The 25269-nt window shown below is 71.5% G+C and carries 22 protein-coding genes; 9 read left to right on the top strand and 13 right to left on the bottom strand.

Annotated elements, in window-relative coordinates; translation table 11 throughout:
• The 3 genes from allB to G8E01_RS02875 all read right to left on the bottom strand — a co-directional run bounded on the left by allB (position 1) and on the right by G8E01_RS02875 (position 3751).
• A complete protein-coding gene (allB, locus tag G8E01_RS02885) occupies positions 1-1395 on the bottom strand; it encodes an allantoinase AllB (protein ID WP_166315604.1) in 1395 nt (464 codons plus the stop codon).
• Positions 1396-1459: 64 nt separating this feature from the next.
• On the bottom strand, positions 1460-2176 hold the full coding sequence (locus G8E01_RS02880) for an aspartate/glutamate racemase family protein (protein WP_338100723.1): 717 nt from the start codon (positions 2174-2176) through the stop codon (positions 1460-1462).
• A gap of 9 nt (positions 2177-2185) precedes the next feature.
• Positions 2186-3751, bottom strand: a complete 1566-nt coding sequence (locus tag G8E01_RS02875) for an NCS1 family nucleobase:cation symporter-1 (protein ID WP_166315598.1) — start codon at positions 3749-3751, stop codon at positions 2186-2188.
• Positions 3752-3909: 158 nt separating this feature from the next.
• Between G8E01_RS02875 and G8E01_RS02870 the strand changes: the two genes are divergently transcribed.
• Genes G8E01_RS02870 through hpxO form a run of 4 tightly spaced genes read left to right on the top strand, consistent with a single transcriptional unit; the run spans position 3910 to position 6551 of the window.
• Positions 3910-4494 (top strand): helix-turn-helix domain-containing protein, encoded by a 585-nt coding sequence (locus tag G8E01_RS02870; RefSeq protein ID WP_166315595.1) that lies wholly within the window; start codon positions 3910-3912, stop codon positions 4492-4494.
• 46 nt (positions 4495-4540) lie between these two features.
• On the top strand, positions 4541-5059 hold the full coding sequence (gene uraD / locus G8E01_RS02865; protein ID WP_166315592.1) for a 2-oxo-4-hydroxy-4-carboxy-5-ureidoimidazoline decarboxylase: 519 nt from the start codon (positions 4541-4543) through the stop codon (positions 5057-5059).
• A 1-nt stretch (position 5060) separates the two neighbouring features.
• On the top strand, positions 5061-5381 hold the full coding sequence (gene uraH / locus G8E01_RS02860) for a hydroxyisourate hydrolase (protein WP_166315589.1): 321 nt from the start codon (positions 5061-5063) through the stop codon (positions 5379-5381).
• A complete protein-coding gene (gene hpxO / locus G8E01_RS02855; RefSeq protein WP_166315586.1) occupies positions 5382-6551 on the top strand; it encodes an FAD-dependent urate hydroxylase HpxO in 1170 nt (389 codons plus the stop codon).
• Between the two features lie 64 nt (positions 6552-6615).
• Here hpxO and mmsB read toward each other — a convergent pair whose 3' ends face one another.
• The 3 genes from mmsB to chvE form a co-directional block, all read right to left on the bottom strand.
• Complete coding sequence (mmsB, locus tag G8E01_RS02850) at positions 6616-7839, bottom strand: multiple monosaccharide ABC transporter permease (RefSeq protein WP_155048573.1); 1224 nt, start codon at positions 7837-7839, stop codon at positions 6616-6618.
• On the bottom strand, positions 7836-9386 hold the full coding sequence (gene mmsA, locus G8E01_RS02845) for a multiple monosaccharide ABC transporter ATP-binding protein (RefSeq protein ID WP_166315583.1): 1551 nt from the start codon (positions 9384-9386) through the stop codon (positions 7836-7838). The genes mmsB and mmsA overlap by 4 nt, the downstream gene beginning before the upstream one ends.
• 71 nt (positions 9387-9457) lie before the next feature.
• Positions 9458-10609: a multiple monosaccharide ABC transporter substrate-binding protein gene (chvE, locus tag G8E01_RS02840; protein ID WP_155048571.1), complete on the bottom strand. Its 1152-nt coding sequence runs from the start codon at positions 10607-10609 to the stop codon at positions 9458-9460.
• Between the two features lie 300 nt (positions 10610-10909).
• Here chvE and G8E01_RS02835 point away from each other — a divergent pair, with 300 nt between their 5' ends.
• On the top strand, positions 10910-12436 hold the full coding sequence (locus tag G8E01_RS02835) for a sugar ABC transporter ATP-binding protein (protein WP_166315580.1): 1527 nt from the start codon (positions 10910-10912) through the stop codon (positions 12434-12436).
• An 11-nt stretch (positions 12437-12447) separates the two neighbouring features.
• A complete protein-coding gene (locus tag G8E01_RS02830; protein ID WP_166315577.1) occupies positions 12448-13665 on the top strand; it encodes an ROK family transcriptional regulator in 1218 nt (405 codons plus the stop codon).
• A gap of 4 nt (positions 13666-13669) precedes the next feature.
• Here G8E01_RS02830 and G8E01_RS02825 read toward each other — a convergent pair whose 3' ends face one another.
• The 3 genes from G8E01_RS02825 to G8E01_RS02815 all read right to left on the bottom strand — a co-directional run bounded on the left by G8E01_RS02825 (position 13670) and on the right by G8E01_RS02815 (position 16205).
• Positions 13670-14068 (bottom strand): PPOX class F420-dependent oxidoreductase, encoded by a 399-nt coding sequence (locus G8E01_RS02825; RefSeq protein WP_166315574.1) that lies wholly within the window; start codon positions 14066-14068, stop codon positions 13670-13672.
• Between the two features lie 38 nt (positions 14069-14106).
• Entirely contained in the window at positions 14107-15618 is a 1512-nt protein-coding gene (locus G8E01_RS02820; protein ID WP_166315571.1) for a nucleobase:cation symporter-2 family protein, read from the bottom strand.
• Positions 15619-15683: 65 nt separating this feature from the next.
• Positions 15684-16205, bottom strand: coding sequence for an adenine phosphoribosyltransferase (locus tag G8E01_RS02815; RefSeq protein ID WP_338100722.1), 522 nt, complete (start codon positions 16203-16205; stop codon positions 15684-15686).
• Between the two features lie 95 nt (positions 16206-16300).
• Here G8E01_RS02815 and G8E01_RS02810 point away from each other — a divergent pair, with 95 nt between their 5' ends.
• The 3 genes from G8E01_RS02810 to G8E01_RS12655 are packed head-to-tail and all read left to right on the top strand — an operon-like array spanning position 16301 to position 17849.
• The gene (locus G8E01_RS02810) at positions 16301-16882 is read left to right on the top strand and encodes a hypothetical protein (protein ID WP_166315565.1); all 582 of its coding nucleotides are present in this window, start codon (positions 16301-16303) and stop codon (positions 16880-16882) included.
• Between the two features lie 60 nt (positions 16883-16942).
• On the top strand, positions 16943-17380 hold the full coding sequence (locus tag G8E01_RS12660) for a TlpA family protein disulfide reductase (RefSeq protein ID WP_166315562.1): 438 nt from the start codon (positions 16943-16945) through the stop codon (positions 17378-17380).
• Entirely contained in the window at positions 17373-17849 is a 477-nt protein-coding gene (locus G8E01_RS12655; RefSeq protein WP_166315559.1) for a DUF4395 family protein, read from the top strand. Before G8E01_RS12660 ends, G8E01_RS12655 begins: the two co-directional genes overlap by 8 nt.
• Here the strand turns inward: G8E01_RS12655 and glgB are convergent, their stop codons facing one another.
• From glgB to G8E01_RS02780, 4 genes are read right to left on the bottom strand one after another with little or no spacing between them, the layout of a single operon-like run.
• Complete coding sequence (glgB, locus tag G8E01_RS02795) at positions 17850-20033, bottom strand: 1,4-alpha-glucan branching protein GlgB (RefSeq protein ID WP_166315556.1); 2184 nt, start codon at positions 20031-20033, stop codon at positions 17850-17852. It lies immediately after the preceding gene.
• Complete coding sequence (locus G8E01_RS02790; RefSeq protein ID WP_166315553.1) at positions 20030-21412, bottom strand: maltokinase N-terminal cap-like domain-containing protein; 1383 nt, start codon at positions 21410-21412, stop codon at positions 20030-20032. The genes glgB and G8E01_RS02790 overlap by 4 nt, the downstream gene beginning before the upstream one ends.
• Positions 21409-23172, bottom strand: coding sequence for a maltose alpha-D-glucosyltransferase (gene treS / locus G8E01_RS02785; RefSeq protein WP_166315550.1), 1764 nt, complete (start codon positions 23170-23172; stop codon positions 21409-21411). The genes G8E01_RS02790 and treS overlap by 4 nt, the downstream gene beginning before the upstream one ends.
• Complete coding sequence (locus G8E01_RS02780) at positions 23169-25118, bottom strand: alpha-1,4-glucan--maltose-1-phosphate maltosyltransferase (protein WP_166315547.1); 1950 nt, start codon at positions 25116-25118, stop codon at positions 23169-23171. The genes treS and G8E01_RS02780 overlap by 4 nt, the downstream gene beginning before the upstream one ends.
• Between the last annotated feature and the right edge of the window lie 151 nt (positions 25119-25269).

Raw genomic sequence — 25269 nt, 5'->3', positions numbered from 1 at the left:
TCACCGGGCGTCCGTCCCGGTCATGAGGCCCGTGCCGAGCTCGAGGACGCCCTCGAGCTCGCCGTCGCCGTCGCGCGGGAACACCTCGCGCCCGGCGCGCGCCGCGAGGCCCGCGCCGCGCGCGTAGACCCGCTCGCCCGCGAGATAGGTCTCCTCGACGACGCCCGCGAGCTCGGCCCCGAGCCACGGCGAGGTGCGGTTGCGGTAGGCGAGGTCGTCGGCCGCGAGGGTGCGGGTGGCCTCGGGGTCGAACACGACGAGGTGCGCGGGGGCGCCGCGGGTGATCTCGCCGCGCGCAAGGCGCACGATCCCGGCGGGGCCCGTCGTGAACAGGGGAAGGATCCGCTCGAGCGGGATGCCGCGGCGGCGCGCCTCGGTCCACACGGCCGCGAGGCCGGTCTGCAGCCCCGCGATGCCGCCCCAGGCCGCGCCGAGGTCGGAGACGTTTTTCATGTCGAGCGTCGCGGGCGAGTGGTCGCTCACGATCGCGTCGATCGTGCCGTCGAGCACGCCCTCCCATAGCGCGTCCTGGTTCGCGGCGTCGCGGATGGGCGGGCAGCACTTGAAGCGGCCCTCCCCGTCGGGGACGCGCGCGGCGTCGAGCGCGAGGTAGTGCGGGCACGTCTCGATCGTGATCCGCACGCCCTCGGCCCGCGCGGAGCGGACGAGGGCCAGCGTCTCCGCCGCGGACACGTGCACGATGTGGGCGCGCGCGCCCGTGCGGCGGGCGGCCTCGATCACGAGCCGCACCGCCTCGACCTCGGCCGCCGGCGGGCGCGACGCGACGAAGTCGGCGAACACGGGGCCCGCGGCCTCGCCCAGGTGCTCGGCGAGCTCGGCGTGCGCGATGAGGAGGCCGTCGACCGCGGCGAGCTCGGCGAGCGCGCGCTCGAGCTCGTCCGCGGAGAGGTGCCCGAACTCGTCGATGCCGCTCGGCGCCAGGAAGCACTTCACGCCCACGACGCCCGCGTCGAGCAGCGCCGCGAGGGAGCCCAGGTTCTCGGGCACGGCCCCGCCCCAGTAGGCCACGTCGACGGCCAGCTGGCCCGCGGCCGCCTCGCGCTTCGCGGCGAGCGCCGCGGGCGTCGTCGTCACGGGGACGGAGTTCAGCGGCATCTCGACGAGGGTCGTCACGCCTCCCGCCGCGGCGGCGGCCGTTCCCGTGGAGAAGCCCTCCCAGGACGTGCGGCCGGGCTCGTTGAGGTGGACGTGCGAGTCGACGAGCCCGGGCAAGAGGACGTGCCGGTCGTCGACGACCACCTCGGCGTGCGGATCGAAGCGGCCGATCCCGGTGATCCGCCCGTCCGTGATGCGCACGGTCGCGGGCCGGAAGGAGTCGCCGACAAACGCGCGTCGGGCGGCGATCGAGGTCGAGGTGGGTGTATCTGGGCTCACGACCCCCACGGTACTTGGCGCGTGTGACGAACAAGAGACGGCGGATGCGGCCGCCCCCCGCCCGTCATGCACCGATGGCCTCCCGCGCCACGGGCGCCGCGTACTCATCCCGCTTGCTCGTGCCGACACCCGCCCTCGCCATCGCCAGAGCGACGCCGGTCGCGGCCGCGACGCCGTCCACGACCGGGATGCCGAGCGCGCTCTGCAGCTCTGTCGCGAGACCGGCCATTCCCGCGCAGCCGAGCACGATGACGTCGGCCCCGTCTTCCTCGATCGCGCGCTCGCACCACGCGCGCACGCGACGGGACGCGCCACTCGACGGGTCCTCGAGGTCCAGAACCGGGATTCCCGTGCCGTACGCCGCGACGCACGCGCGGTCGAACTCGTAGCGCGCGAGCAGATCGCTCGCGCGCCCGAGCGTGCGTGTGAGCGTCGTCACGATCGCGAAGTGCCGCCCCGCGATCGCCGCGAGATGCATGGCTGCCTCGGCGATCCCGACGACGGGGACGTCGACAAGCTCGCGTGCGGCGTCGAGGCCGGGGTCACCAAAGCAGGCGATGACGTAGGCATCACTGCCCCCCGCCCGTTGATCTCGGGCGATGAGGTCCACGACCGCCGCGGCGGCTCGGATCTCGTCGACGTGGCTCTCGACCGCCGCGGGCCCGTCCCCCGGCGCGGGACACACGGCGACGATCTCTACTCCCTCGCCTGCGACCCGTCGGGCGGTCTCCCGGACCGCGTCCGTAAACGCGACGGAGGTGTTGGGGTTGAGGAACGTCACGCGCACGGCTCAGGCCCGCCCATCGTCGTCGGCGACCGTGCCGTCGCTGATCCCCGCGCGCTCGCCGACGAACGTGGGGACCTGCGGCCGCACACGCTCGAGCACGACGAAGATCCCGAACCCCAGGCCGCACCCGACGAACCAGCTGAAGTCGCCAATCGCGCCCCAACCGGAGGCCAGCAGCCCGGCAAACACGAGGGACTTCGGAACGATCGCGAGCGCGATGGTCGGCACGCCCGCAAGCACGAGCGTCCACATGGCGTTCGGGTTGTATCCCCGGCGATACCAATACGCCCCCGTCTCGGACAGCGTGTACATGTCATCGACGCGAATGCGCTGACGCGACACGACGAAGTACCCCGCGATGAGAACCCCGAACAGCGGGCCGATGAGCGCCGCGAGGATCCCCAGGGAGTAGTGGATCGCTTCGTCATTGCCGTACCAGGTCCACGGCATGAGGACCACCGACCCGACCGCGGCGATCATGCCGCCCGCGCGCCAGCTGATCCGGTGGGGGGCGACGTTCGAGAAGTCGAACGCGGGCGAGATGAAGTTCGCGACGATGTTGATGCCGACCGTCGCCGTCACGAAGGTGAGACCGCCCAGCAGGATCGCGAAGGGCGTGTCGATCCGCTCGACCGTGTGGATCGGATCCGTGATGAGCTCGCCGAAGACGGGCACCGTCGCGGACGCCGTGATGACCGTCAGCAGGGAGAAGAAGAGGAAGTTGACGGGCAGGCCCCAGAAGTTCCCGCGCTTGACCGCCGCGTAGGTGCGGCCATACCGCGCGAAGTCCCCGAAGTTCAGCATGGGACCGGAGAAGTAGGACACGACGATCGCGATCGCCGTCAGCATGACGGGAATCGACGCCCAGAACCCGAGCGGTTCGCCGGAGGAGAGGGTCAGGCTGATGTTGTCCCAGCCCGCCCGCGAGACGAGGTACACCGCGAGCACGATCATCACGACGTAGACCGCCGGGCCCGCCCAGTCGATGAACCGGCGGATCGCCTCCATGCCCCGCCAGAACACCGCCGCCTGCGCGACCCACAGGATCGCGTAGGAGATCCAGCCGAGTGCGCTGAGACCCAGGAACGACGGAGCGACGAGGTCCTCGGCGAGCGGCACGAACTTCAGAAACACGATGTTCAGCGATTCCGCCGCGAGGAAGGTCTGCACGCCGTACCAGGCGATCGCGATGAGCCCGCGGATGATGGCCGGCACGTTGGCCCCGCGGATCCCGAAGATGAAGCGGTTGACGACGGGGTACGGCACGCCCGTGCGCTGGCTCGGCTTCGCCACCATGTTCGCGAACACCTGCACGATGACGATCCCGACGACGAGTGCGACGAGGACCTGCCAGCTCGCGATCCCGAGAGCGAAAAGGGATCCGGCCGTGACGTATCCGCCGACCGAGTGCACGTCGCTCATCCAGAAGGCGAAGATGTTGTAGCTCGTCCACCGCTGCCGTGCGAGCGGCGCGAGGTCCTCGTTGGCGAGGCGAGGATCGTGCGCGGGGCGCGTCGCGGCCTGCGCCGGGGGCAGCGCGGCCTGCGCAGCCGAGGGAAGTGCGGACATGGTGTGGCCTTTCGCGGGGGCGTAGAGTGCCGGGAGGAACGCGGTGAGCGATTCCTGGTGTGAAGCTATGGCTTCACGATTACGTCCTCACGTCGGCGTGTTTCTGGCGCGTTAAACCTCTGCCCGAGGGCCGTCATGCGGCTCACTACGATGACCGTATGAGCGACGCCGCGCCGACCACCGATCCCCACGTCGGGGTGCGCCTGCGCGCGCTACGGGGATCCGCGGGCGTGAGCGCCGCGGAACTCGGGCGCCGCATCGGCATCTCGACGAGCGCGGTCTCGCAGATCGAGCGCGGCGTCATGCAACCGAGCGTTGCGCGTCTCATCGCCATCACCGACGCCCTCGGTGTGCCGCTGGCCGCGGCGTTCCGCGCGGACGACGATGTCACACCGGCCGAGGGGATCGCGGTCACGCGCTCGGACGACGCGGCGCCGCTGTCCCTCGGGGGCGGCGTCACGTTCCGGCGCCTCGCCCCCGGGCCGACGCCCGGCGTGGACTACTTCGAGTCGGTCTACCCCCCGGGCAGCACGGCGACCGCCAAGAACCGCATGCTGCGACACGAGGGGTACGAGGTCGGCGAGGTCACCCGCGGCATGCTCTCGATCGAGTTCTCCGATGAAACGGTCGACATCTCCCCCGGCGACACCATCAGCTACCCGTGCCACGTCCCGCACCGGATCCACAACCGCGGGTCCGAGGTCGCCGTGGCTCGCTGGCTCATCGTGCATCCGGCGAGCTAGATTCGCCGCAACACCCGCGAAACGCGCCGCGGCATAGCCTGGACCCATGCTCCTCGACGACTTCCACCGGCTTCCCGCGGCCGAGGCGCGGGAGATCGTGCGCGTGTGGGCCGACGTCCCGGGCTGGGCCGACGCCCTCGTCGCGGGGCGGCCGTACGCCGACGTCGCCGCGCTCGCCCGCCGCGCCGACGAGCTCGCCGGCGCCTGGACCGAGGCCGACCTCGACGGCGCGCTGGCGCACCACCCGCGCATCGGGGACCGCGTGACGTCCGCCGGCGCAAACGCCGACCACTCGCGCCGCGAGCAGTCGGCGATGCGGGACGCCGCGAGCGACGTGGCCCGGCGGATCGCCGAGGGCAACGCCGCGTACGAAGAGCGGTTCGGCCGCGTCTTCCTCATCCGCGCGGCGGGCCGCTCGCCCGAGCAGATCCTCGCCGAGCTCGAGCGGCGCCTCGACAGCGACGCGGACGCCGAGTGGCGCGAGGCCGCCGGCCAGCTCTCCCAGATCGCCCAGCTCCGCCTTGAGGACGCGCTGGACGATGACGCGACCCCGGAGGCGCCCTGACATGCCCCACCTCACGACCCACGTGCTCGACGCGGCGAGCGGATCCCCCGCCCCGGGGATCCCGCTCACGCTCACCGCGCCGGACGGATCCGCCCTCGCTCGCGCCGAGACCGACGCCGACGGGCGCGCCGGCCTCGGGCCGGACGTGCTCGCCCCCGGCGACTACACGCTGCGCTTCGACACGCGCGGGTACTTCGACGCCCGCGGCACGGAGGCGTTCTACCCGTTCGTGTCGGTCACCTTCACGGTCGCGGACGAGCGGCACTACCACGTGCCGATCCTCCTCAGCCCGTTCGCCTATTCGACCTACCGGGGAAGCTAGATGAAGATCATCGTCATCGGCGCGGGCATCGGAGGCACGAGCGCCGCGATCGCGCTCCAGCGCCTCGGGCACGACGTCACGATCTACGACCGGATCCGCGAGAACAAGCCGGTCGGCGCGGCCCTGTCGCTCTGGCCGAACGGCGTGAAGGTCCTCAACTGGCTCGGGCTCGCCGATGAGATCGCCGCGCTGGGCGGGCGCATGGACCGGATGGCCTACCTCGACGGCCACACCGGCGAGACCATGACGCAGTTCAGCCTCGGTCCCGTGACGGAGCTCACGGGCCAGCGCCCCTACCCCGTCGCGCGCGCCGAGCTCCAGCAGCTGCTCATGGACCGGTTCGGCATGGATCGCATCCGCCTCGGCATGACGATGGTCGGCATCGATCAGGACGACGACGGCGCCACGGTCACCTTCGCCGACGGGACGACCGCCACGGCCGACGTCGTCATCGCCGCCGACGGCGCGAACTCCCGCGCCCGCGCCTACGTGACGGGCGAGGACCACGCGCGCCGCTACTCCGGGTACACGAATTTCAACGGGCTCGTCCCCATCGACGAGCGCGTCGGGCCCGCCGACCAGTGGACCACCTACGTCGCGGACGGCAAGCGCGTCGCCGTCATGCCCGTCGCGGGCAACCGGTTCTACTTCTTCGTCGACGTCCCTCAGCCCGCGGGCACGCCCTACGACCGCGCGGACGGCACGGCGCCCCTCGAGGCCGCGTTCGCGGGCTGGGCGCCCGGGGTCGCCGCGCTCCTCGAGGCCATCGACCCGGCCACGAGCCTCAACCGCGTGGAGATCTGGGACCTGGATCCGTTCCACACCTGGACGCGCGGGCGCGTGGCCATCCTCGGCGACGCCGCGCACAACACGACCCCCGACATCGGCCAGGGCGCCTGCTCGGCGCTCGAGGACGCGTTCGTGCTGGGCCTGATGTTCGCGACCCACCACCTCAGCCCCGCCGACACCCTGAGCCGCTACGCGAAGGCGCGGTCGGAGCGCGCCGGCGAGCTCGTGCTGCGGGCGCGCAAGCGCGCGACCGAGACCCACGGCTTCGAGCCCGGCGTCACGGAGGCATGGTACGACGGACTGCGCACCGAGACGGGCGAGAACATCCTCCGCGGGCTGGTCGGAAACGTCACCGGCAGCCCCACCTCGTTCGGGCTCTGAGCGAGAGACGGCCCGGGGCCCGCAAGCCATGGCGTGCGGGCCCCGGGCCGTCCGAAGGGGCGGGTCAGCGCGCGATGCCCGCGCGGCGCTTGTTGTAGATGTCGAACGCGACCGCGAGCAGGAGCACGAGGCCCTTGACGATCTGCTGCGCCGACTGCGGCACGCCCATGAGCGACATGCCGTTCGACATGACCGCCATGACGAGGCCACCGACGAGGGCGCCGGTCACGCGGCCGATGCCGCCCGTCGTCGAGGCGCCGCCGATGAAGCAGGCCGCGATGACGTCGAGCTCGAACATGTTTCCCATACCCGGCTGCGCGCCGTTCGAGCGGGCCGAGAAGACCGCGGCCGCGACGCCCGTGAGCATGCCCATGTTGACGAAGATCCAGAAGTTCATCTTGACGACGTTCACGCCGCTGAGCTTGGCCGCGGCCAGGTTGCCGCCCACCGCGTAGACGCGGCGGCCGAACACGGTGCGGTTCGTCACGACCTGGTAGGCGAGAATCAGCACGCCCAGGATGATGAGGACGATCGGGAAGCCGCGGTTATACGCGAGCGCGAAGGCGAAGGCGATGACGACCGCCGCCACGACGACGAGCTTGATGACGAACAGGGGCAACGACTCGACCTGCTGCAGGTAGGCGACGCGCGCGCGGCGGTCCCGGACCTGCATCGTGACGAAGCCCGCGACCGCGAGCACGCCGATGAGCATCGTGAAGATGTCGAGGGTCTGCGGCTGCGCGAGCAGCCCGGATCCCTGTCCGATCACGATCTCGCCGAACACGCCGTTGACGAAGCCCGAGGCCACGTCCTGGTAGGCGTGCGGGAACGGCGACAGCGACACGTTCTCGAGCACGGTCCAGGTCAGGCCGCGGAACAGCAGCATGCCCGCGAGGGTGACGATGAACGCCGGGATCCCCACGACCGCGACCCAGAAGCCCTGCCATACGCCGACGACGATGCCGGTGGCGATCGCCGCGATGACGCCGACCCACCAGGGCATGCCCAGGCGGATGACGAGCACGGCCGACACCGCCGCGGCGAACGCGAGCACGGATCCGACCGACAGGTCGATGTGCCCCGCGACGATCACGAGGATCATGCCGAGCGCCATGATGAGGATGTGCGCGTTCTGCAGCACGAGGTTCGTGACGTTCTCGGGCGCGAGCAGCGTCCCGTTCGTCAGGATCGTGAAGAGGATGATGATCGCGACGAACGCGATGTAGATGCCGGAGGTGCGCAGGTTCCGCGTGAGGAGGTCCTTCGCCTCGACGAAGACGTTGTTCATGCCGCGGCCTCCGTGCCGGTGTTCTCGATGGTCATGAGGGTCATGAGCTTCTCCTGCGTCGCGTCCGCGACGTTCATCTGGCCGGTGATGCGGCCGTACGCGAGGGTGTAAATGCGGTCGGCGATGCCGAGCAGCTCGGGCAGCTCGCTCGACACGACGATGACCGCCTTGCCCTCGGCGGCGAGGGCCTGAATGATCTCGTAGATCTCGTACTTGGCACCGACGTCGATCCCGCGCGTCGGCTCGTCGAGGATCAGCACGTCGGGATCCGTGAACAGCCACTTCGACAGCACGACCTTCTGCTGGTTGCCGCCGGAGAGGTTGCCGACGTTCTGCATGACCGTCGGCGTCTTGATGTTGAGGTCCTTGCGGTACTCCTCGCTGACGCGGATCTCCTCGTTGCCGTTGACGAGAGAGAGCTTGTTGCTCAGCTTCTCGAGCGCGGCCGAGGTGATGTTCGTGCGGATGTCCGTGACGAGGTTGAGGCCGTAGTGCTTCCGGTCTTCCGACACGTAGGCCAGGCCGTTCCGGATCGCGTCGGGCACGGTGCGGGTGGAGATCTCCTCGCCCCGCAGCTTCACGGATCCGCTGATATCGCGGCCGTACGAGCGCCCGAAGATGCTCATCATGAACTCGGTGCGCCCCGCGCCCATGAGGCCCGCGATGCCCACGATCTCCCCCGCCCGGACCGAGATCGAGGCGTTGTCGACGACGACGCGGCCCGCCTGCGCGGGGTGATACACGGTCCAGTTGTCGACGCGGAAGACCTCCTCGCCGATCTGCGGCGTGCGCTCGGGGAAGCGGTTGTCGAGCGACCGCCCCACCATGGCCCGGATGATCCGGTCCTGCGAGGCGTCCGGCGCGTGCATGTCGATCGTCTCGATCGACTCGCCGTCGCGGATCACCGTCGTCTTGTCCGAGACCGCCTCGATCTCGCCGAGCTTGTGGCTGATGATGATCGAGGTGATGCCCTCGTCGCGCAGCGAGCGCAGGAGACCGAGCAGGTGCTCGGAATCGTTGTCGTTGAGCGCCGCCGTGGGCTCGTCGAGGATGAGGAGCTTCACGTCCTTCGTCATCGCCTTGGCGATCTCGATCAGCTGCTGCTTGCCAACGCCCAGCTGGCCGACGAGCGTCGTCGGGTTCTCGTGGAGGCCGACGCGCTCCATGTACTTCGCGGCCTCGTGGTTCGTGCGGTTCCAGTCGACGAGACCACGGGTGCGGCGCTCGTTGCCGAGAAAGATGTTCTCGGCGATCGACAGGTCCGGCACGAGCGCCAGCTCCTGGTGGATGATGACGATACCGATGCGCTCCGAGTCGCGGATCGACCCGAACTGCACGGTCTCGCCGTCGAACCGGATGTCGCCGCCGTACGTGCCGTGCGGGTAGACGCCCGACAGCACCTTCATGAGCGTGGACTTTCCGGCGCCGTTCTCGCCGCAGATCGCGTGGATCGCGCCGCGCTCGACCTCCAGGTCGACGCCCTTGAGCACCTTGACGCCGGGGAAGTCCTTCGTGATGCCGCGCATCTCGAGGATGACTTCGGACATGGTGTCCCCTTCGATGTGTGTGGGGATGGGCGCCCGCGCGGGGCGGGCGCCCATCCTGCCGCCTGGTGTCGTTACTCCGCGACGCCCGCGGCGATCTCGTCCTCGGTCCAGTAGTCCGTGTCGATCAGGAGCTCCTGAATGTCATCCGCCGTGACGATGTCCGACTCGAGCAGGAACGACGGGACGACCTTGGTGCCGTTGTCGTACGTGTCGGTGTCGTTCGCCTCCGGCTCCTCGCCCGAGGCGTAAGAGGACGCGGCGTCGACGGCCTGCGTGGCGAGCTTGCGGGTGTCCTTGAAGATCGTGGCGTACTGCACGCCGCGGTCGATCATGGACACCGACGCGATCTCGGCGTCCTGGCCGGAGACGACCGGCAGGCCGTCCTCGATCGTGTCGCCGTAGCCGGCGTTCTGCAGCGCCGTGATGATGCCGCGCGAGATGCCGTCGTAGGGCGAGAGCACGCCGTCGAGCTGGCCGGATCCGCCGCCGTAGGTCGACGTGAGCAGGTCCTCCATGCGCTTCTGGGCCGTCGCCTGGTCCCAGCGCAGCGTCGCGACCTGGTCGAGCTCGTCCTGCCCGGATCCGATCGTCAAGCGACCGTCCTCCAGGTACGGGGCGAGCGTGTCCATCGCGCCACCGAAGAAGAAGCCCGTGTTGTTGTCGTCGGGCGAGCCGGCGAACACCTCGATGATCTTCTCCTCGTCGAGGCCCGTGTCCTCGTAGTTCTCGTCGAGGTAGCCGAGGCCGCGCAGGAGCGACTGCGCCTGCTGGACGCCGACCTGGTAGTTGTCGAACGTGACGTAGAAGTCGACGGCCTCGGTGCCGTTGATGAGGCGGTCGTAGGCGATGATCGGGATCCCCTTGTCGGCGGCCGACTCGAGCTGGCTGGCGAGGGCCGTGCCGTCGATCGACGCGACGATGAGGATGTCCGCACCGTTCGTGATCATCTGCTCGATCTGCTGCTGCTGGGTGGGGATGTCGTCGTTGGCGAACTGGAGGTCGACCTCGTAGCCGGCCTCCTCGAGCTGCGACTCGACGGCGTCGCCGTCGGCGATCCACCGCTCGCTCGTCTCGGTCGGCATCGCGACGCCGACGCGGATGTCTTCCGCCGCCGCCTCGCCGCCCGAGCCCTCGGATCCGCCGTCGCTCGCGCAGCTCGCGAGGCCGAGGCCGAGTGCCATGGCGCCCGCGACGCCGACTGCTCTCAGGACAGTGCGCTTCATTGCTGTGTCTCTCTTCGTTGAGTGTCGGAGCGCTCCCACGCCAGGCACATCGGGATGTGCCGCGCGCCGGGACCGCATCGTGCCCGGCGGAGGTCCGCCGCACGTGAGTGTGGGGCTGGCGCCCGCCCCGTCGTCGGGGTGTGGGCGACCGGTGAACCTGACCGCTGACAGGAAGAATACATATTGCGGGGCCTGCGGACAAATAGTTTTCGCCTACCATCAGGTCACGGTGTGGCAACGACTTCGCCGCCCGCACGAACCACCGGCGTTGTCCGCGATTCAGAGAGGAACGCCCCGTCCATGCCCGCACCGGTCCTCAGCATGTCGCGGATCACGAAGCGCTTCCGGGGGGTGACGGCCCTCGACGACGTGTCGCTCGACGTGCTCCCGGGCGAGGTGCACGCGATCTGCGGCGAGAACGGCGCGGGCAAGTCAACGCTCATGAACGTGCTGAGCGGCGTGCACCCCGCCGGGACCTATGACGGCGCGATCCGCCTGGCCGGCGAGGACGTCGCGTTCCGGTCCGTCGCCGACAGCGAGGCCGCCGGGGTCGTCATCATCCACCAGGAGCTCGCGCTCAGCCCCTACCTCTCGATCTCCGAGAACATCCACCTCGGCAACGAGCTGCACCGCCGGGGGTTCCTCGACCGCCGAGCCGAGGCCGAGCACACGGCCGCGCTGCTTCGGCGCGTGGGGCTCGACGAGAACCCGGCGACGCCCGCCGGGGAGCTGGGGATCGGCGCGCAGCAGCTCGTCGAGATCGCGAAGGCGCTCGCCAAGGACGTGCGCGTGCTCATCCTCGACGAGCCGACCGCGGCGCTCAACGACGCCGACTCCGACCGCCTCCTCGGCCTCGTCGACGAGCTCCGGGCCGCCGGGGTGACCGCGATCCTCATCTCCCACAAGCTGCGCGAGGTGATGCGCGTCGCCGACCGGATCACGGTGCTGCGCGACGGGGCGACGATCGAGACGATGGACGCCGCCGACCCCGCGACGAACGAGGCGCGCATCATCCGCGCGATGGTCGGCCGCGACCTCGACAGCCTCTTCCCCCCGCGGGATCCGGACATCCGCGAGGAGGTTCTGCGCGTCGAGCGCTGGCGCGTGCACCACCCGTCGGATCCGCGGCGCGTCGTCGTGAACGACGTCGACCTGTCGGTGCGCGCGGGCGAGATCGTCGGGCTCGCGGGCCTCATGGGGGCCGGGCGGACCGAGCTCGCCATGAGCATCTTCGGGCGCTCGTACGGCGCCGACATCTCGGGGCGCGCGTTCGTGCGCGGCGAGGAGGTCGACATCAGCACCCCGGCGCGGGCGATCGCGCACGGCATCGCCTACGCGACGGAGGATCGCCGTGCCTACGGGCTGAACCTCGCGGCCGCCATCCAAACGAACATCTCGTCCGCCGCGCTCGAGCGCCTCGCGCGCTTCGGCCTCGTCGACCGGCTCGGCGAGCGCAAGGTCGCCGACGCGTACCGCGACAAGATGAACATCAAGGCGCCGAGCGTGGCGAGCGGCACGGCGGGGCTCTCGGGCGGCAATCAGCAGAAGGTCGTGCTCGCGAAGTGGATGTTCACGAACCCCGACGTGCTCTTCCTCGACGAGCCCACGCGCGGGATCGACGTGGGCGCGAAGTACGAGATCTACGGCATCATCAACCAGCTCGCGGCGCAGGGCAAGGCGATCGTCGTCATCTCGTCGGAGCTGCCCGAGATCCTCGGCCTCTGCGACCGGATCTATGCGCTCGCGCGCGGGCGCGTGACGGGCGAGGTGCGGCGCGAGGACGCGTCGCAGGAGACCCTCATGCGCTTCATGACGGCGACGGCGTGAGGGGCGGGGCGATGACGAGGGTCCCCGAGACGACAGGGCGCGGCCCGGCCGCGCGCGCCGCCGTGCGGACGACGAACGAGGAGGTCCGGCAGCAGAACCTGGCGGCGGTGCTCGGGCTCGTCCGCGCCGAGGGCCCGCTCTCGCGCTCGCACATCGGATCAGCGACCGGCCTGAATCGCTCGACCGTGACGGCGCTCGTAACCGAGCTCCTCGAGCTCGCCCTCGTGCGCGAGGCCGACACGGCGCCGACGGGCCGCGTGGGCCGCCCCTCCCTCGGCGTCGCGGCCGACGACACGGTCGCCGCGCTCAGCATCCGGGCCGAGCCCGACGCCGTCTCGGTCGCGCTCGTCGGGCTCGGCGGCGCGGTCCACTCGCAGCTCAAGCACGACCTCGCGAGCGCGCCGAGCCCCCGGCGCTTCGCCCAGGTCGCGGCGTCCCTCGTCGACGCCATGCGGGCCGACATCGAGCGCCACTACCGACTCGTGGGCGCCGGCCTCGCCGTTCCCGGCCTCGTCGACGCGACCGGATCCGTCCTCGTCGCCCCACCCCTGGGCTGGCGCCGGGAAGCGGTCGCCTCGCGGCTCTCGTCCGCTCTCGGCATGCCGGTCGCGGCCGGCAACGACGCGTCGGTGGGGGCGATGGCGGAGGCCCGGTTCGGGATCGCGCGCGGCACGGAGAACCTGCTCTACCTCAGCGGATCCGCGCACGGCGTCGGCGGCGGCCTCATCATGGACGGCACCCTCGTGCGGGGCACATCGGGATTCGCCGGCGAGCTGGGCCACACGGTCGTCGATCCCCGCGGCCGCCCGTGCGCCTGCGGGCGGCGCGGCTGCCTGACCGTCGAAGTGAACCCGGAGCCGCTGCTCGGCCTCCTCGGGCGGCGCAAGCTCGACGAGGACGACCTCGACATCGAGCTCGGGGTCTCGCGCGACGCCCGCGTCCGGGCCGAGCTCGAGCGCCAGGTCGAGGTGCTCTCGCTCGCGCTGACGAACTTCGTCAACGCGTTCGCACCCGAGAAGGTCGTCCTCGCCGGATACCTCGGTGTGCTGCTCGCCGCCAGTCGCGAGCGCCTGTCGGAGGCCGTGCGCGTGCACCCCGTCGGGTCCGACGGGCGAGCGATCCGGCTCGAGCGCGCGCAGATGCGCTCGCGCCTCATGCAGATCGGGCCCGCGGAGCTCGCCTTCGCGCCGCTCCTCGCGGATCCGGCCGGTCGCGCCCCGCGGGCCTGATTCGCTACTGCTTCGTCGTGCGATCCACCCGCATGACGAGGATCACGCGGTCGGCGCGGTCGGCGGGCGGGCCGCCCAGCGGCTTGCCGTACCGCTCCCCGAGGTGCATGTAGAAGGTGCCCTCGGGATCCGGAATCACGTCCACCAGGCGCCCGCGCACCTCCAGGTAGTGCGTCGGCTCGTCGGGGTCGGTGATCGACATCGACATCGACGGGTTGGCCTGCAGGTTGCGGTACTTCTGGCGCTTCGTGGTGTGGGTGAAGCGGACGTGCTCGCCGTCGAACTCGAACCACATGGGGTTCACCTGCACGTCGCCGTTCGGGCGCACGGTGCCGAGGTGGCCGTAGAGCGGCAGGTCGAGGAGGCGGCGGAACTCGGGGGCGAGGTCATCGATCACGGTCATGCCTCACAGTCTGCCGCGGATCCGCGGGCCGGGGCCCGTCAGTGCGCGCCGGGTTCCGGTTCGGGATCGGGGACGACGACGTGCGCCGCAACGGGGTTGCCGTCGGCGTCGACGGTCTCGAGCGCGGCCCCGTCCTTGCCGAGGATCTGCACGGGGATGAGGCCCGTTCCCGTGGCGTCGGGGTGCACGAGGGCGGCGGCCGCCGGCCCGCGCAGCCCGTCGTACGTCGGCAGCGCCGGGTCCTTCCCGTACCGGGAGCTCGCGCCGCCGAGGAGGAGGTTGAGGAGGATCGCGCTGATCGCGCCCGCGGAGATGCCCGAGTCAAAGATGAGCTGGAACCACGTGGGCATCTGGTGGTAGATGTTCGGCGACACGGTCGGGAGCAGGGCGATCCCGACCGACAGCGCCACGATGAGGATGTTGCGGTTGTCGAAGCGCACCTTCGTGAGCGTCCGGATCCCGCTGGCGGCCACCATGCCGAACAGGGCGATTCCCGCGCCGCCAAGGACCGCGCGCGGCACGCCCTCCACGAGCGCCGACACCTTCGGCAGCAGACCGAGGATCACGAGGATCACGCCCGCCATCGTCGCGACGAAGCGCGAGCGCACCCCCGTCAGCGAGACGAGGCCGACGTTCTGCGCGAACGCCGTGTAGGGGAACGTGTTGAACACGCCGCCGAGCATCGTGCCGAGCCCGTCGGCCCGCAGACCGTCGGCGAGCTGGCGCCGCGTGACGGGCTTGTCGACGATCTCGCCCACGGCGATCATGTCACCCGTCGTCTCGGTCATGATCACGACGCCGACGATGAGCATCGACAGGATCGGCACGATCTCGAATGTCGGCACGCCGAAGTGGAACGGGGTCACGACCGCGAACCACGCCGCCTCCCCCACCCCGGAGAAGTCGGTCATCCCCGGCACGAACGCGGCGATGATCGTCCCGATCACGAGGCCGAGGAGCACCGAGACGCGGGCGAGCGCGGGCGGCGCGAAGCGCTCGATGAGGACGATGAGCGCGAGCGTTCCGGCCGCGAAGGCCAGCTGCAGGCCCGAGGCGGATCCGTCGGCGGATCCGTCCACGATCCACCCGGCCGCGACGCTCATGAGCGACAGGCCGATGATGAGGATGACGGTGCCCGTCACGATCGGCGGGAAGAAGCGCAGGAGCTGCGCGAAGAAGGGCGCGATGAGGACCATGAACAGCCCGCAGGCGATCGTGGCGCCGAACACGGCCGTGATCGGATAGCTCTGCCCGATCGCGACCATGGGCCCGACGGCGGCGAAGGTGACGCCCTGCATGAGCGGCAGCCGCACGCCGAAGCGCCAGAAGCCGATGGACTGCACGATCGTCGCGATTCCCGCGATGAACAGGTCGGCGCTGATGAGGAACGCCAGGTCCTCCCCGGAGAACCCGAACGCGCCGCCGACGATCAACGGCACCGCGACGGCGCCCGCGTACATCGCGAGCACGTGCTGCAGCCCGAGCGGGAACAGCCGCGCGAACGGGGGAATCGTGTCGACGCCGTTGGCGCCCGTGCGGGTGGAGCTCATGCCGCGACGCTAATCGCGCCGCGTTGCGCGCGTGTTTCCGCGCGCGAACGGATCCGCGCCCCGCGTCAGGCGGTGAACAGGGCGTGCACGTCGTCGCCCGCGTGCGCGCGGCCGCCGAGGCCGTCGAGCTCGAGAACGACGGCGGATCCGGCGGTCTCGGCCCCGAGGTCGGCGATGATCTGGCGGGCCGCCGCGATCGTGCCGCCGGTCGCGAGCACGTCGTCGACGAGGAGGACCCGCGCGCCGGGCTGCAGCACGCCGGGCGCCTCGATCGTCGCCGTGCCGTACTCGAGCGCGTATGAGACGGCCGCCGCGGGCTTCGGGAGCTTGCCGGCCTTGCGGATCGGCAGCATGCCCACGCCCTCGGCCGCCGCGATGAAGCCCGCGATCAGGAAGCCGCGCGCCTCGATGCCGCCGACGATGTCGAACCGGCCGCGGAACGGCTCGGCAAGGGCCTCGCCCACCGCGCGCAGCGCGGCGGCGTCGGCGAACAGCGGCGACAGGTCGCGGAACAGCACGCCGGGCTCGGGGTAATCGGGCGTCGTGGCGATGAGCGATTCGGCGCGGGCGAGATCGGGGGAAGTCACGGGCACGAGCGTACCGGGCGGCGCTGTGAGAACCGGCGCCCGCAGGTTCCGCCCGGCGCGGGCGGGCGCGGGCCCGGCGCCCCTACCCTGGAGGCATGAGCGATCACCTGCAGGCCGACGCCGACCCCGAGCGCTGGGTGCCCCTGCGCGGATCCGGCCTCGGCAGCGGGCGCCGCCGCCGCGCCGCCGTGCGCATGCTCATGACGACGGCGGGGATCGCGCAGGGGCAGCCCGGATCGGGCCTCATGAGCTTCATCGCCGGCCGCGTCGTCAAGGCCGGTCTGAAGAACGCGGACGGCCGCTACCTCGCGTGGTCCTGGAAGGAGGACGCGCACGCGCTCGCCGCGCTCGCGCAGGTCCAGGCGCTCACGCCGCAGGTGCGCACGGCCCGGGCGATGATGCCCATGGAGTACGACGACACCGAGGACTTCTCGAACCCGCACCTCGGATCCGGCGAGAAGCTCGTCATGGACGCGCCCACGCGCCCCGGCACCCCGCCATTCGCGATGTACACGTGGGACACCGGCACGCACCTCGTCACGCTGCAGGCCGTCAGCCCCGACCGCGAGCGCTTCCTCACCTTCGTGCCGCACATCGACGCGCTCGCCCGCACGGTCCGCTTCGTCGAGGACCTCGAGGTCGGCGAGTCGAACGTGCTGCGCCTGCCCCCGGCCTGACGCGTCACAGTCCGTCACAGACGGCGCCACCGTGGGCGAGACGGGCTTACCGTCGATCCCATGTCTCCGCTTCTCGCCGCCGCCCTCGTGATCGGGGTGCTCGCCGTGGCCGCGCTCGCTGGCGCGTGGATCCGGCGCCGCGATGGCCGCGCCCGCGCCACCGACGCCCGGGCCGTCACGCCCGACATGCTCGCGGCGGATCCCGGATCCTTCGGGGATCGCGCCACCCTCGTGCAGTTCAGCACGGAGATGTGCGCGCGGTGCCCCGGCACCCGGCGCCTGCTCGGCCAGCTCGCGAGCGAGACCGACGGCGTGGGCTACGTCGACGTGGACCTCACCCACCGCACCGACATCGCCCGCGCCTTCGACGTGCTGCAGACCCCGACCGTGCTCGTGCTCGACGCCGCGGGCGTCCAGCGCACCCGCATCGGCGGCGCGCCCCGCCGCGAGGACGTCCTCGCCGCCCTCGCCGCCGCCGGAGAGCCCGCCCGTGTCTGAGCGCGGCCTCGACCCGCGCGGCCCGCGCTTCGCCGCGGGCATCACGACCGTGCTCCTCGTCGTGGCGCTCTTCCTCGCGCTGAGCGGCACCGCCGCGGCCCCCGCGGGGACGACGACGCTTGCGGAGCGCGCGGCGGATCCGGGGTTCCTCCTCCTCGTGGTGATCGCGGCGCTGTTCCTCTGGGGCGTCGCGTCGCCGGCGACCGCGCCGTGGGGCGTGCTGTTCCGCCGCGTGATCGCGCCGCGGCTGGCGCCGCCCACCGAGCGCGAGGATCCGCGCCCGCCGCGGTTCGCGCAGGGCGTCGGCCTCGCCGTCACACTCGTCGGCATCGTGCTCCACCTCGCGGGCGTCCCGTGGGCGCTGCCGATCGCCGCCGCCGCGGCGCTGGTCGCGGCCTTCCTCAACGTGGCCTTCGGCGTCTGCCTCGGCTGCATGATGTACCTCGGCCTCGCGCGCCTGCGCGGCTGATCAGCGCGCCGGGCGCAGCCACACCGTCGCGAGCGGCGGCACCGTGATGTCCGCGTGCGCGGGGAAGCCGTACCATTCCCCGCCCACGGCGTCCACCCCGCCGAGGTTGCCCATGCCGCTTCCGGCATATGCCTCGGCGTCGGTGTTCACGACCTCGTCCCAGCGGCCCGCCTGCGGCAGCCCGACGCGGTAGCCCGTGCGGGGCACGGCCGAGAAGTTCGACACGCACACCAGGGCGGATCCGTCCGGCGCGGTGCGGAGGAACACGAAGACGTTGCTCGCCGCGTCGTCCGCGTCGATCCACCGGAACGACGCGGGGTGCGCGTCCCCCGCCCAGAGCGCCGGGGTGTCCCGGTAGGCGCGGTTGAGGTCGCGGATCGCGGCATGCACGCCGCGGTGCTCGGCGTGATCCAGGAGCCACCAGTCGAGCTCGCGCGACTCGGCCCACTCGGCGTCCTGCGCGAACTCCCCGCCCATGAAGAGGAGCTGCTTGCCGGGGTGCGCCCACATGAAGGCGAAGAAGGCCCGCAGCGTCGCAAGCTGCCGCCACCGGTCCCCCGGCACCCGGCGGAGGAGGGATCCCTTGCCGTGCACGACCTCGTCGTGCGACAGCGGCAGCACGTAGTGCTCGCTCCACGCGTAGGACGAGGCGAACGTCATCTCGTGGTGGTGATGCGAGCGGTGCACGGGATCCCGCGAGACGTACTCGAGCGAGTCGTGCATCCACCCCATATTCCACTTGAAGCCGAAGCCCAGCCCGCCCGTGTCGGTCGGGCGGGTCACGCCGGGCCACGCGGTGGACTCCTCCGCGATCATGGCGATCCCCGGCACCCGGCGGTAGGCCGTCGCGTTCGTCTCCTGCAACAGCGCCACGGCCTCGAGGTTCTCGCGCCCGCCGTGCACGTTGGGCGTCCACTCGCCCTCCTCGCGCGCGTAGTCGAGGTAGAGCATCGAGGCGACGCCGTCGACGCGCAGGCCGTCGGCGTGGAACTCCTCGAGCCAGTACAGCGCGTTGGCGTAGAGGAAGTTGCGCACCTCGCGGTGGCCGAAGTCGAAGATGTGGGATCCCCACTGCCGGTGCCAGCCGCGCTGCGGGTTCGGGTCCTCGTACAGGGGTTGGCCGTCGAACAGCGACAGGGCCCACGGGTCCGTCGCGAAGTGCCCCGGCACCCAGTCGAGGATGACGCCGATGCCCGCCTGATGCAGGCGGTCGACGAGCAGGCGGAAGCCGTCCGGATCCCCGAACCGGCTGTCCGGCGCGTAGTACCCCGTCACGTGGTACCCCCAGGATCCGCCGAACGGGTGCTGCATGACGGGCATGAACTCGACGTGCGTGAAGCCGAGGTCGGCCACGTAGGCGACGAACTCGTCGGCGAGGTCGGCGTAGCTGCGGCCGCTGCGCCACGAGGCGAGGTGGACCTCGTAGATCGACATCGGCTCGTCGAGGAGCCGGCGGTCCTGGCGATCCGCCATCCACTCCGCGTCGCCCCACGCGTACGCCGAGTCGTGCACGATGCTCGCGGTGGCCGGGGGGCGCTCCGCGAACCGCGCGAGCGGATCCGCCTTCTCGTGCCACTGGCCATCGGCCTGGAGGATCGCGAACTTGTAGTGGGCGCCGGCGCTCACCCCGGGCACGAACAGCTCCCACACCCCCGACGTACCGAGCTGGCGCATCGGGTGCTCGCGGCCGTCCCACGCGTTGAAGTCGGCCTTCACGCGCACGCCCCGGGCGCGCGGCGCCCAGACGGCGAAGGACACCCCGGTGACGTCGGGGTTGCGGCCCAGGCCGTCGAAGGTGCGCACCCGGGCGCCGAGCACGCGCCACAGGTGCTCGTGCCGCCCCTCGCCGATGAGGTGCAGGTCGACCTCGCCGACCGACGGGAGGAAGCGGTACGGGTCGTCGGCCGCGTGCGCGACGCCGTCGGCGTAGGTCGTCACGAGGCGGTAATCGGGCACCTCGTCGGTCTCGACGACGCCCGCCCACACGCCGGATCCCTCGTGCGCCAGGGGCACCTCGCCGCCCGCGTACCGCACCGCGACGGAGTCGGCCAGCGGGCGCAGCGCGCGCACCGTCACGCCGCCGGACGACGGGTGGGCGCCGAGCACGGCGTGCGGATCTCCGTGGCGGCCGTCCGCGATCATCTCGAGGACCTCGGCGGAAAGGGGGCGGGGGCGAGGGGTCATGCGGTCTCTTCCTCGTGGCCGAGGCGCGCGATCGCCTCGAGCGGGATGGCGATCCAGGTCGGCCGGTTGCGTGCCTCGTAGACCGCCTCGTACACGGCCTTGTCGGCGACGTAGGCGTCGACGAGGAGGGCGTCGGCGGCGCCGGGCGCGCCCGCCTCCTCGGCGTACGCGGCGAGGAACGCGGCGCGCGCGGTGGCGGCCCAGGCCGCGCACTGCGCGGCCGCCTCCTCGCCGTCGGTGCCCTCGCCGGGGCTGAGGCGCACGACGCCCGGCGCGTAGTCGAAGGAGCGCAGCATGCCGGCGACGTCGCGCCAGGGGCTGTCGGGGCGAAGGCGGTCAGCGAGGGGGCGGGCCGGCTCGCCCTCGAAATCCACGATCCGCCACCCGCGGGACGTGCGCAGGCTCTGGCCGAGGTGCAGGTCGCCGTGCACGCGCTGCACGCGGAGTCCGGAAAGCTCCGCGACGCGCGCGAAGAGCCCGCGGATCCGCGGGGCGTGTGCGTCGAGCTCGGGGACGGCGAGGATCGCCTCGTCGAGGCGCTGCCGCATCGCGTCCGCGAGCGCCGCGGCCGCCTCGGGGCCGCGCTCCTCGGAGCCGAACGCCTCCGCCAGGCGCGCGTGGATCCGGGCGACCGCGCGGCCGAGCTCGGCGGCCTCGCCCGCATAGGCGGCCGGGTCGCCGCCGGGCTCCGCGATCATCGCGCGCACGCTCGACATCGCCAGCTCGAACCCGTCAGTGGCCGTGCGCAGGTACTCCTGGATCATCCCGAGCCGCAGCGGTTCCCCCGCGCCGCGCGAAGTGATCCAGCCGTACAGGGGCGCGACGTCGTCGCTGCCGGCCACCGTGAGGGCGCGGTGGATCTCGATGTCCGGGTTCTCCCCCGGGGTAACGGTGCGGAAGAGTTTCATGATCGCCCGGTCGCCGAAGCGGACCGACGAGTTCGACTGCTCCCCCGTCAGCGGCGCGGCCGCTCCTGCGTCCGCCAGCTCCTCCGGATCCGCGCGAAAGAAGCGCATCCCCGGCACGTCGCTCGGGTGCTCGGGCGTCGCCGAGGCGAAGGCGTCGAGCCACAGAGCCATGGCCTCGCGGTCGTGCACGGCGTCGTAGGACCACCCCTCGTGCCCCGACACGAGCGCGTGCTCGACGCGCGCGACCGCCTCCGGGTACCAGGACAGCGGCACCTGATACACCTCGGATCCGCCGGCCGCGTCGTCGTACGCGACCGTCACGAGATGCACGGCCACGACCGGGGAGCCCCCGGCGCCGGCGAGGCGGGCGATCTCGCGCACGGAAGCGACGCGGAAGTCGCGCCCCTTGCCCGCGAACCACCTCGTCCGCGGCAGGTAGGCCGCGAACTCCTCCGGCGCCGGCGCCCTCACAGGAGGCCGCCCTCGGGTCCCGTCGCCGGGGCCTGCATGCGGAACCACAGGAAGGCGTGCCCCCCGAGCGTGAGGAAGTAGGGCAGCTCGCCGACGGCGGGGAACGGGACCCCGCCGAGGATCTCGACCGGCACGAGGCCCTGGAAGCGACGCAGGTCCAGCTCGACCGGCTGCGGGAACTGCGAGAGGTTGTTGACGCAGAGGATGATCTCGGTCGTGCCGTCGCCCTTCTCGTGCTCCCGCGAGAACGACAGCACCGAGGGGTTCGAGCCGCCGAGGTCGTTGAACCCGCCGAGGCCGAACGCGGGGTGCCGGCGACGCGCGCTCATCATGTGGCGCGTCCAGTTCAGCAGGCTCGAGTGGTTGTCCTGCTGCGCCTCGACGTTGACCGACTGGTAGCCGTAGACGGGGTCCTGCACGAGCGGCAGGGCGAGCTTGCCGGGCGTCGCGCGCGAGAACCCCGCGTTGCGGTCGCTCGACCACTGCATCGGGGTGCGCACGCCGTCGCGGTCGCCGAGCCAGATGTTGTCGCCCATGCCGATCTCGTCGCCGTAGTAGAGCACGGGCGATCCGGGCAGGCTGAGCAGCAGGGCCGTGAACAGCTCGATCTGGTCGATGTCGCCGTCGAGGAGCGGGGCGAGCCGGCGACGGATCCCGATGTTCGCCTTCATGCGCGGATCCTTCGCGTACTCCGACCACATGTAGTCGCGATCCTCCTCCGTGACCATCTCGAGCGTCAGCTCGTCGTGGTTGCGGAGGAACACGCCCCACTGGCACCCGGAGGGGATCGACGGCGTCTCGGCGAGGATCTCGCTGATCGGGAAGCGCGACTCGCGCCGCACCGCCATGAAGATGCGCGGCATGACGGGAAAGTGGAAGCACATGTGGCACTCGTCGCCACCCGTGTCCGGATCCCCGAAGTAGTCCACGACGTCGGCGGGCCACTGGTTCGCCTCCGCGAGCAGGACCCGGCCCGGGTACTCCGCGTCGACGATCCGCCGGATCTTCTTGAGGAAATCGTGGGTCTCGGGGAGGTTCTCGCCGTTCGTGCCCGGGCGCTCGAACAGGTACGGCACGGCGTCGAGGCGGAAGCCGTCGAGCCCCATGTCGAGCCAGAACCGCATCGCGTCGATGACGGCCTCGCCCACCGCGGGGTTGTCGTAGTTGAGGTCGGGCTGGTGGTGGAAGAAGCGATGCCAGAAGTACTGCCCGCGCACCGGATCCCAGGTCCAGTTGCTCGGCTCAGTGTCGACGAAGATGATGCGCGCGTCCTCGTAGAGCTCGTCCGTGTCGCTCCACACGTAGAAGTCGCCGTAGGGGCCGTCGGGATCCGCGCGGGACGCCTGGAACCACGGGTGCTCGTCGCTCGTGTGGTTGACGACGAAGTCGATGATGACGCGGATCCCGCGCTCGTGGGCCGCCGCGATGAACGCCCGGACGTCGTCGGTCGAGCCGACGGCGGGGTGCACCCCGGTGAAGTCGGACACGTCGTATCCCCCGTCACGCAGCGGCGAGGGGAAGAACGGCGGCAGCCAGACGCAGTCGATGCCGAGCCACTGGAGGTAGTCGAGCTTCTCGGTCAGGCCGCGGAAGTCGCCCTGCCCATCCCCGTCGCTGTCGTGGAACGAGCGCACCAGCACCTCGTAGAACACGGCCGTCTTGAACCACTCCGGCTCGGATGCCGCGCCCGGGGTATCCGGGAACGGCTCGTCCGCGATGACCGGGATCGACGTCGTCAGGGGGAAGGACTCCGAGCTCATGCGGCGCTCCTCACGGTGAGAACATGGGCGACCTCGCGGCCGGGATCGAGCACGACGTCGTTGTGCTCGCCCCACCACCAGTCCGCTCCGGTGAGGTGCTCGTGCACGGCGAAGCGCTCGGGGAGGCCGAGCGCCTGCCAGTCGAGGTGCACGGTCGTGGCGCGCGCGCCGTGCGGGTCGAGGTTCAGCACGACGATGACGGTGCCGTCGCCGTGGCCCTTCGTGAACACGAGGACGTGGTCGTCGTCGGACCAGTGCACGCGCAGGTCGCGGAGGCCCCGCAGCGCGGGGATCTCGCGGCGCAGGGCGTTCAGGCGCGCGATGAACGGCGCGATCGTGCGGCCCGCCGCGGCCGCGCCCTCCCAGTCGCGGATCCGGATCTGGAACTTCTCGCTGTCGAGGTACTCCTCGGATCCGGGCCGCACCGCGACGTGCTCGCACAGCTCGAAGCCCGCGTACATGCCCCAGGTCGGGGACGAGAGCGCGGCGAGCGCGGCGCGGATCCGGAAGGCGGCGGGGCCGCCGTACTGCAGGAAGGCGTGCAGGATGTCGGGGGTGTTCGGCCAGAACGCGGGGCGCAGCAGGTGGTCGGACGCGGTCGCGACCTCGCGGAGGTAGTCCTCGATCTCGCCCTTCTCGGTCCGCCAGGTGAAGTAGGTGTACGACTGGTGGAACCCGGCCGCGCCCAGCGCGTGCATCATCGCGGGGCGCGTGAACGCCTCGCTGAGGAAGATCACGTCGGGATCCGTCTGGCGGATCCGCCCGAGCAGCCACTCCCAGAACGCGACCGGCTTGGTGTGCGGGTTGTCGACGCGGAAGATGCGGATCCCGCGCGCGATCCAGAACCGCAGGATCCGCTCGGCCTCGGCGAAGATGCCGGCGGGGTCGTTGTCGAAGTTGATTGGGTAGATGTCCTGGTACTTCTTCGGCGGGTTCTCGGCGTAGGCGATCGTGCCGTCGGCGCGCGTCGTGAAGAACTCGGGGTGCTCCGACACCCACGGGTGGTCCGGAGCCGCCTGCAGCGCGAAGTCCATCGCGACCTCGAGCCCCAGCGACGTCGCCTTCTTCACGAACGCGTCGAAGTCCTTCAGCGTGCCGAGGTCGGGGTGGATCGCGTCGTGGCCACCGTGGCGCGATCCGATCGCCCACGGGGACCCCACGTCGTCGGGTGCCGGGTCGAGCGTATTGTTTGCGCCCTTGCGGTGCACCTCGCCGATCGGGTGCACGGGCGGCAGGTACAGCACGTCGAAGCCCATCTCCACGACGCGCGCGAGGCTCTTCTGGGCCGTGCGGAAGGTGCCGCTTTCCACCCGGCCGTCGGCGCCGCGGCGGGCGCCCTCGCTACGGGGGAAGAACTCGTACCAGGCGCCCACGAGGGCCCGCTCGCGGTCGACCTGCAGCGGAAACGGCCCCGCGACAGTGAGGAGGTCGCGCAGCGGCTGGTCGCGGAATGCCCGGCGCACCTCGGGCGCGGTGAGGGCGGCGAGCCGGGCCTCGGCGGGGCGCGCCTCGTCGATCGCGGCGGCGCGAGCCGCGGCGAGCGCGTCGGACGGGCCGTACTCCGCGGCCACCCGGTCGAGGAGGATCCGCGCCTCGAGGAACATCAGCTCGACGTCGATGCCCGCGCGGATCTTGATCTCGGCGTCGTGCAGCCAGGTCGCGAGCGGATCCGCGTACGCCCGCACCTCGAACGCCGCGTCCCCCGGGGCGCCGGGCGTCACCCACGCCTCGTAGCGGTCCGTGCCCCGCGCGATCTCGCGCATCCGCACGGGCGCGGCGCGGGACCCGTCCGGCTCGATGAGGACGACCTCGGCGCCGAGCTGGTCGTGGCCCTCGCGGAAGACCGTCGCGCGGATCGGCTGCGCCTCGCCCTCGGCCGCCTTCGCCGGTCTCGCCCCCTCGTGGACCAGGGGATGAACATCGACGATGGGGATGCGGCCGACCATGACGTCAACCTAGACCGGCGGCACGCGGGGCGAAAGGGGCGGGCGCGAAGGGTTCACGCGCGCTTAACGTGGCGTGCGTTTTCGCCCCTCCCCGACCTCCCCCACGGCGCCCGACAACACAACGCAGTCAATTTTCGGCCGCGCGCCCGGC

Origin of the sequence: Microbacterium excoecariae (assembly GCF_011326725.1) — a bacterium.
In the GTDB taxonomy this organism is placed as follows: Bacteria; Actinomycetota; Actinomycetes; order Actinomycetales; family Microbacteriaceae; genus Microbacterium; species Microbacterium excoecariae.
This window is presented reverse-complemented; position numbering and strand designations above follow the sequence as displayed.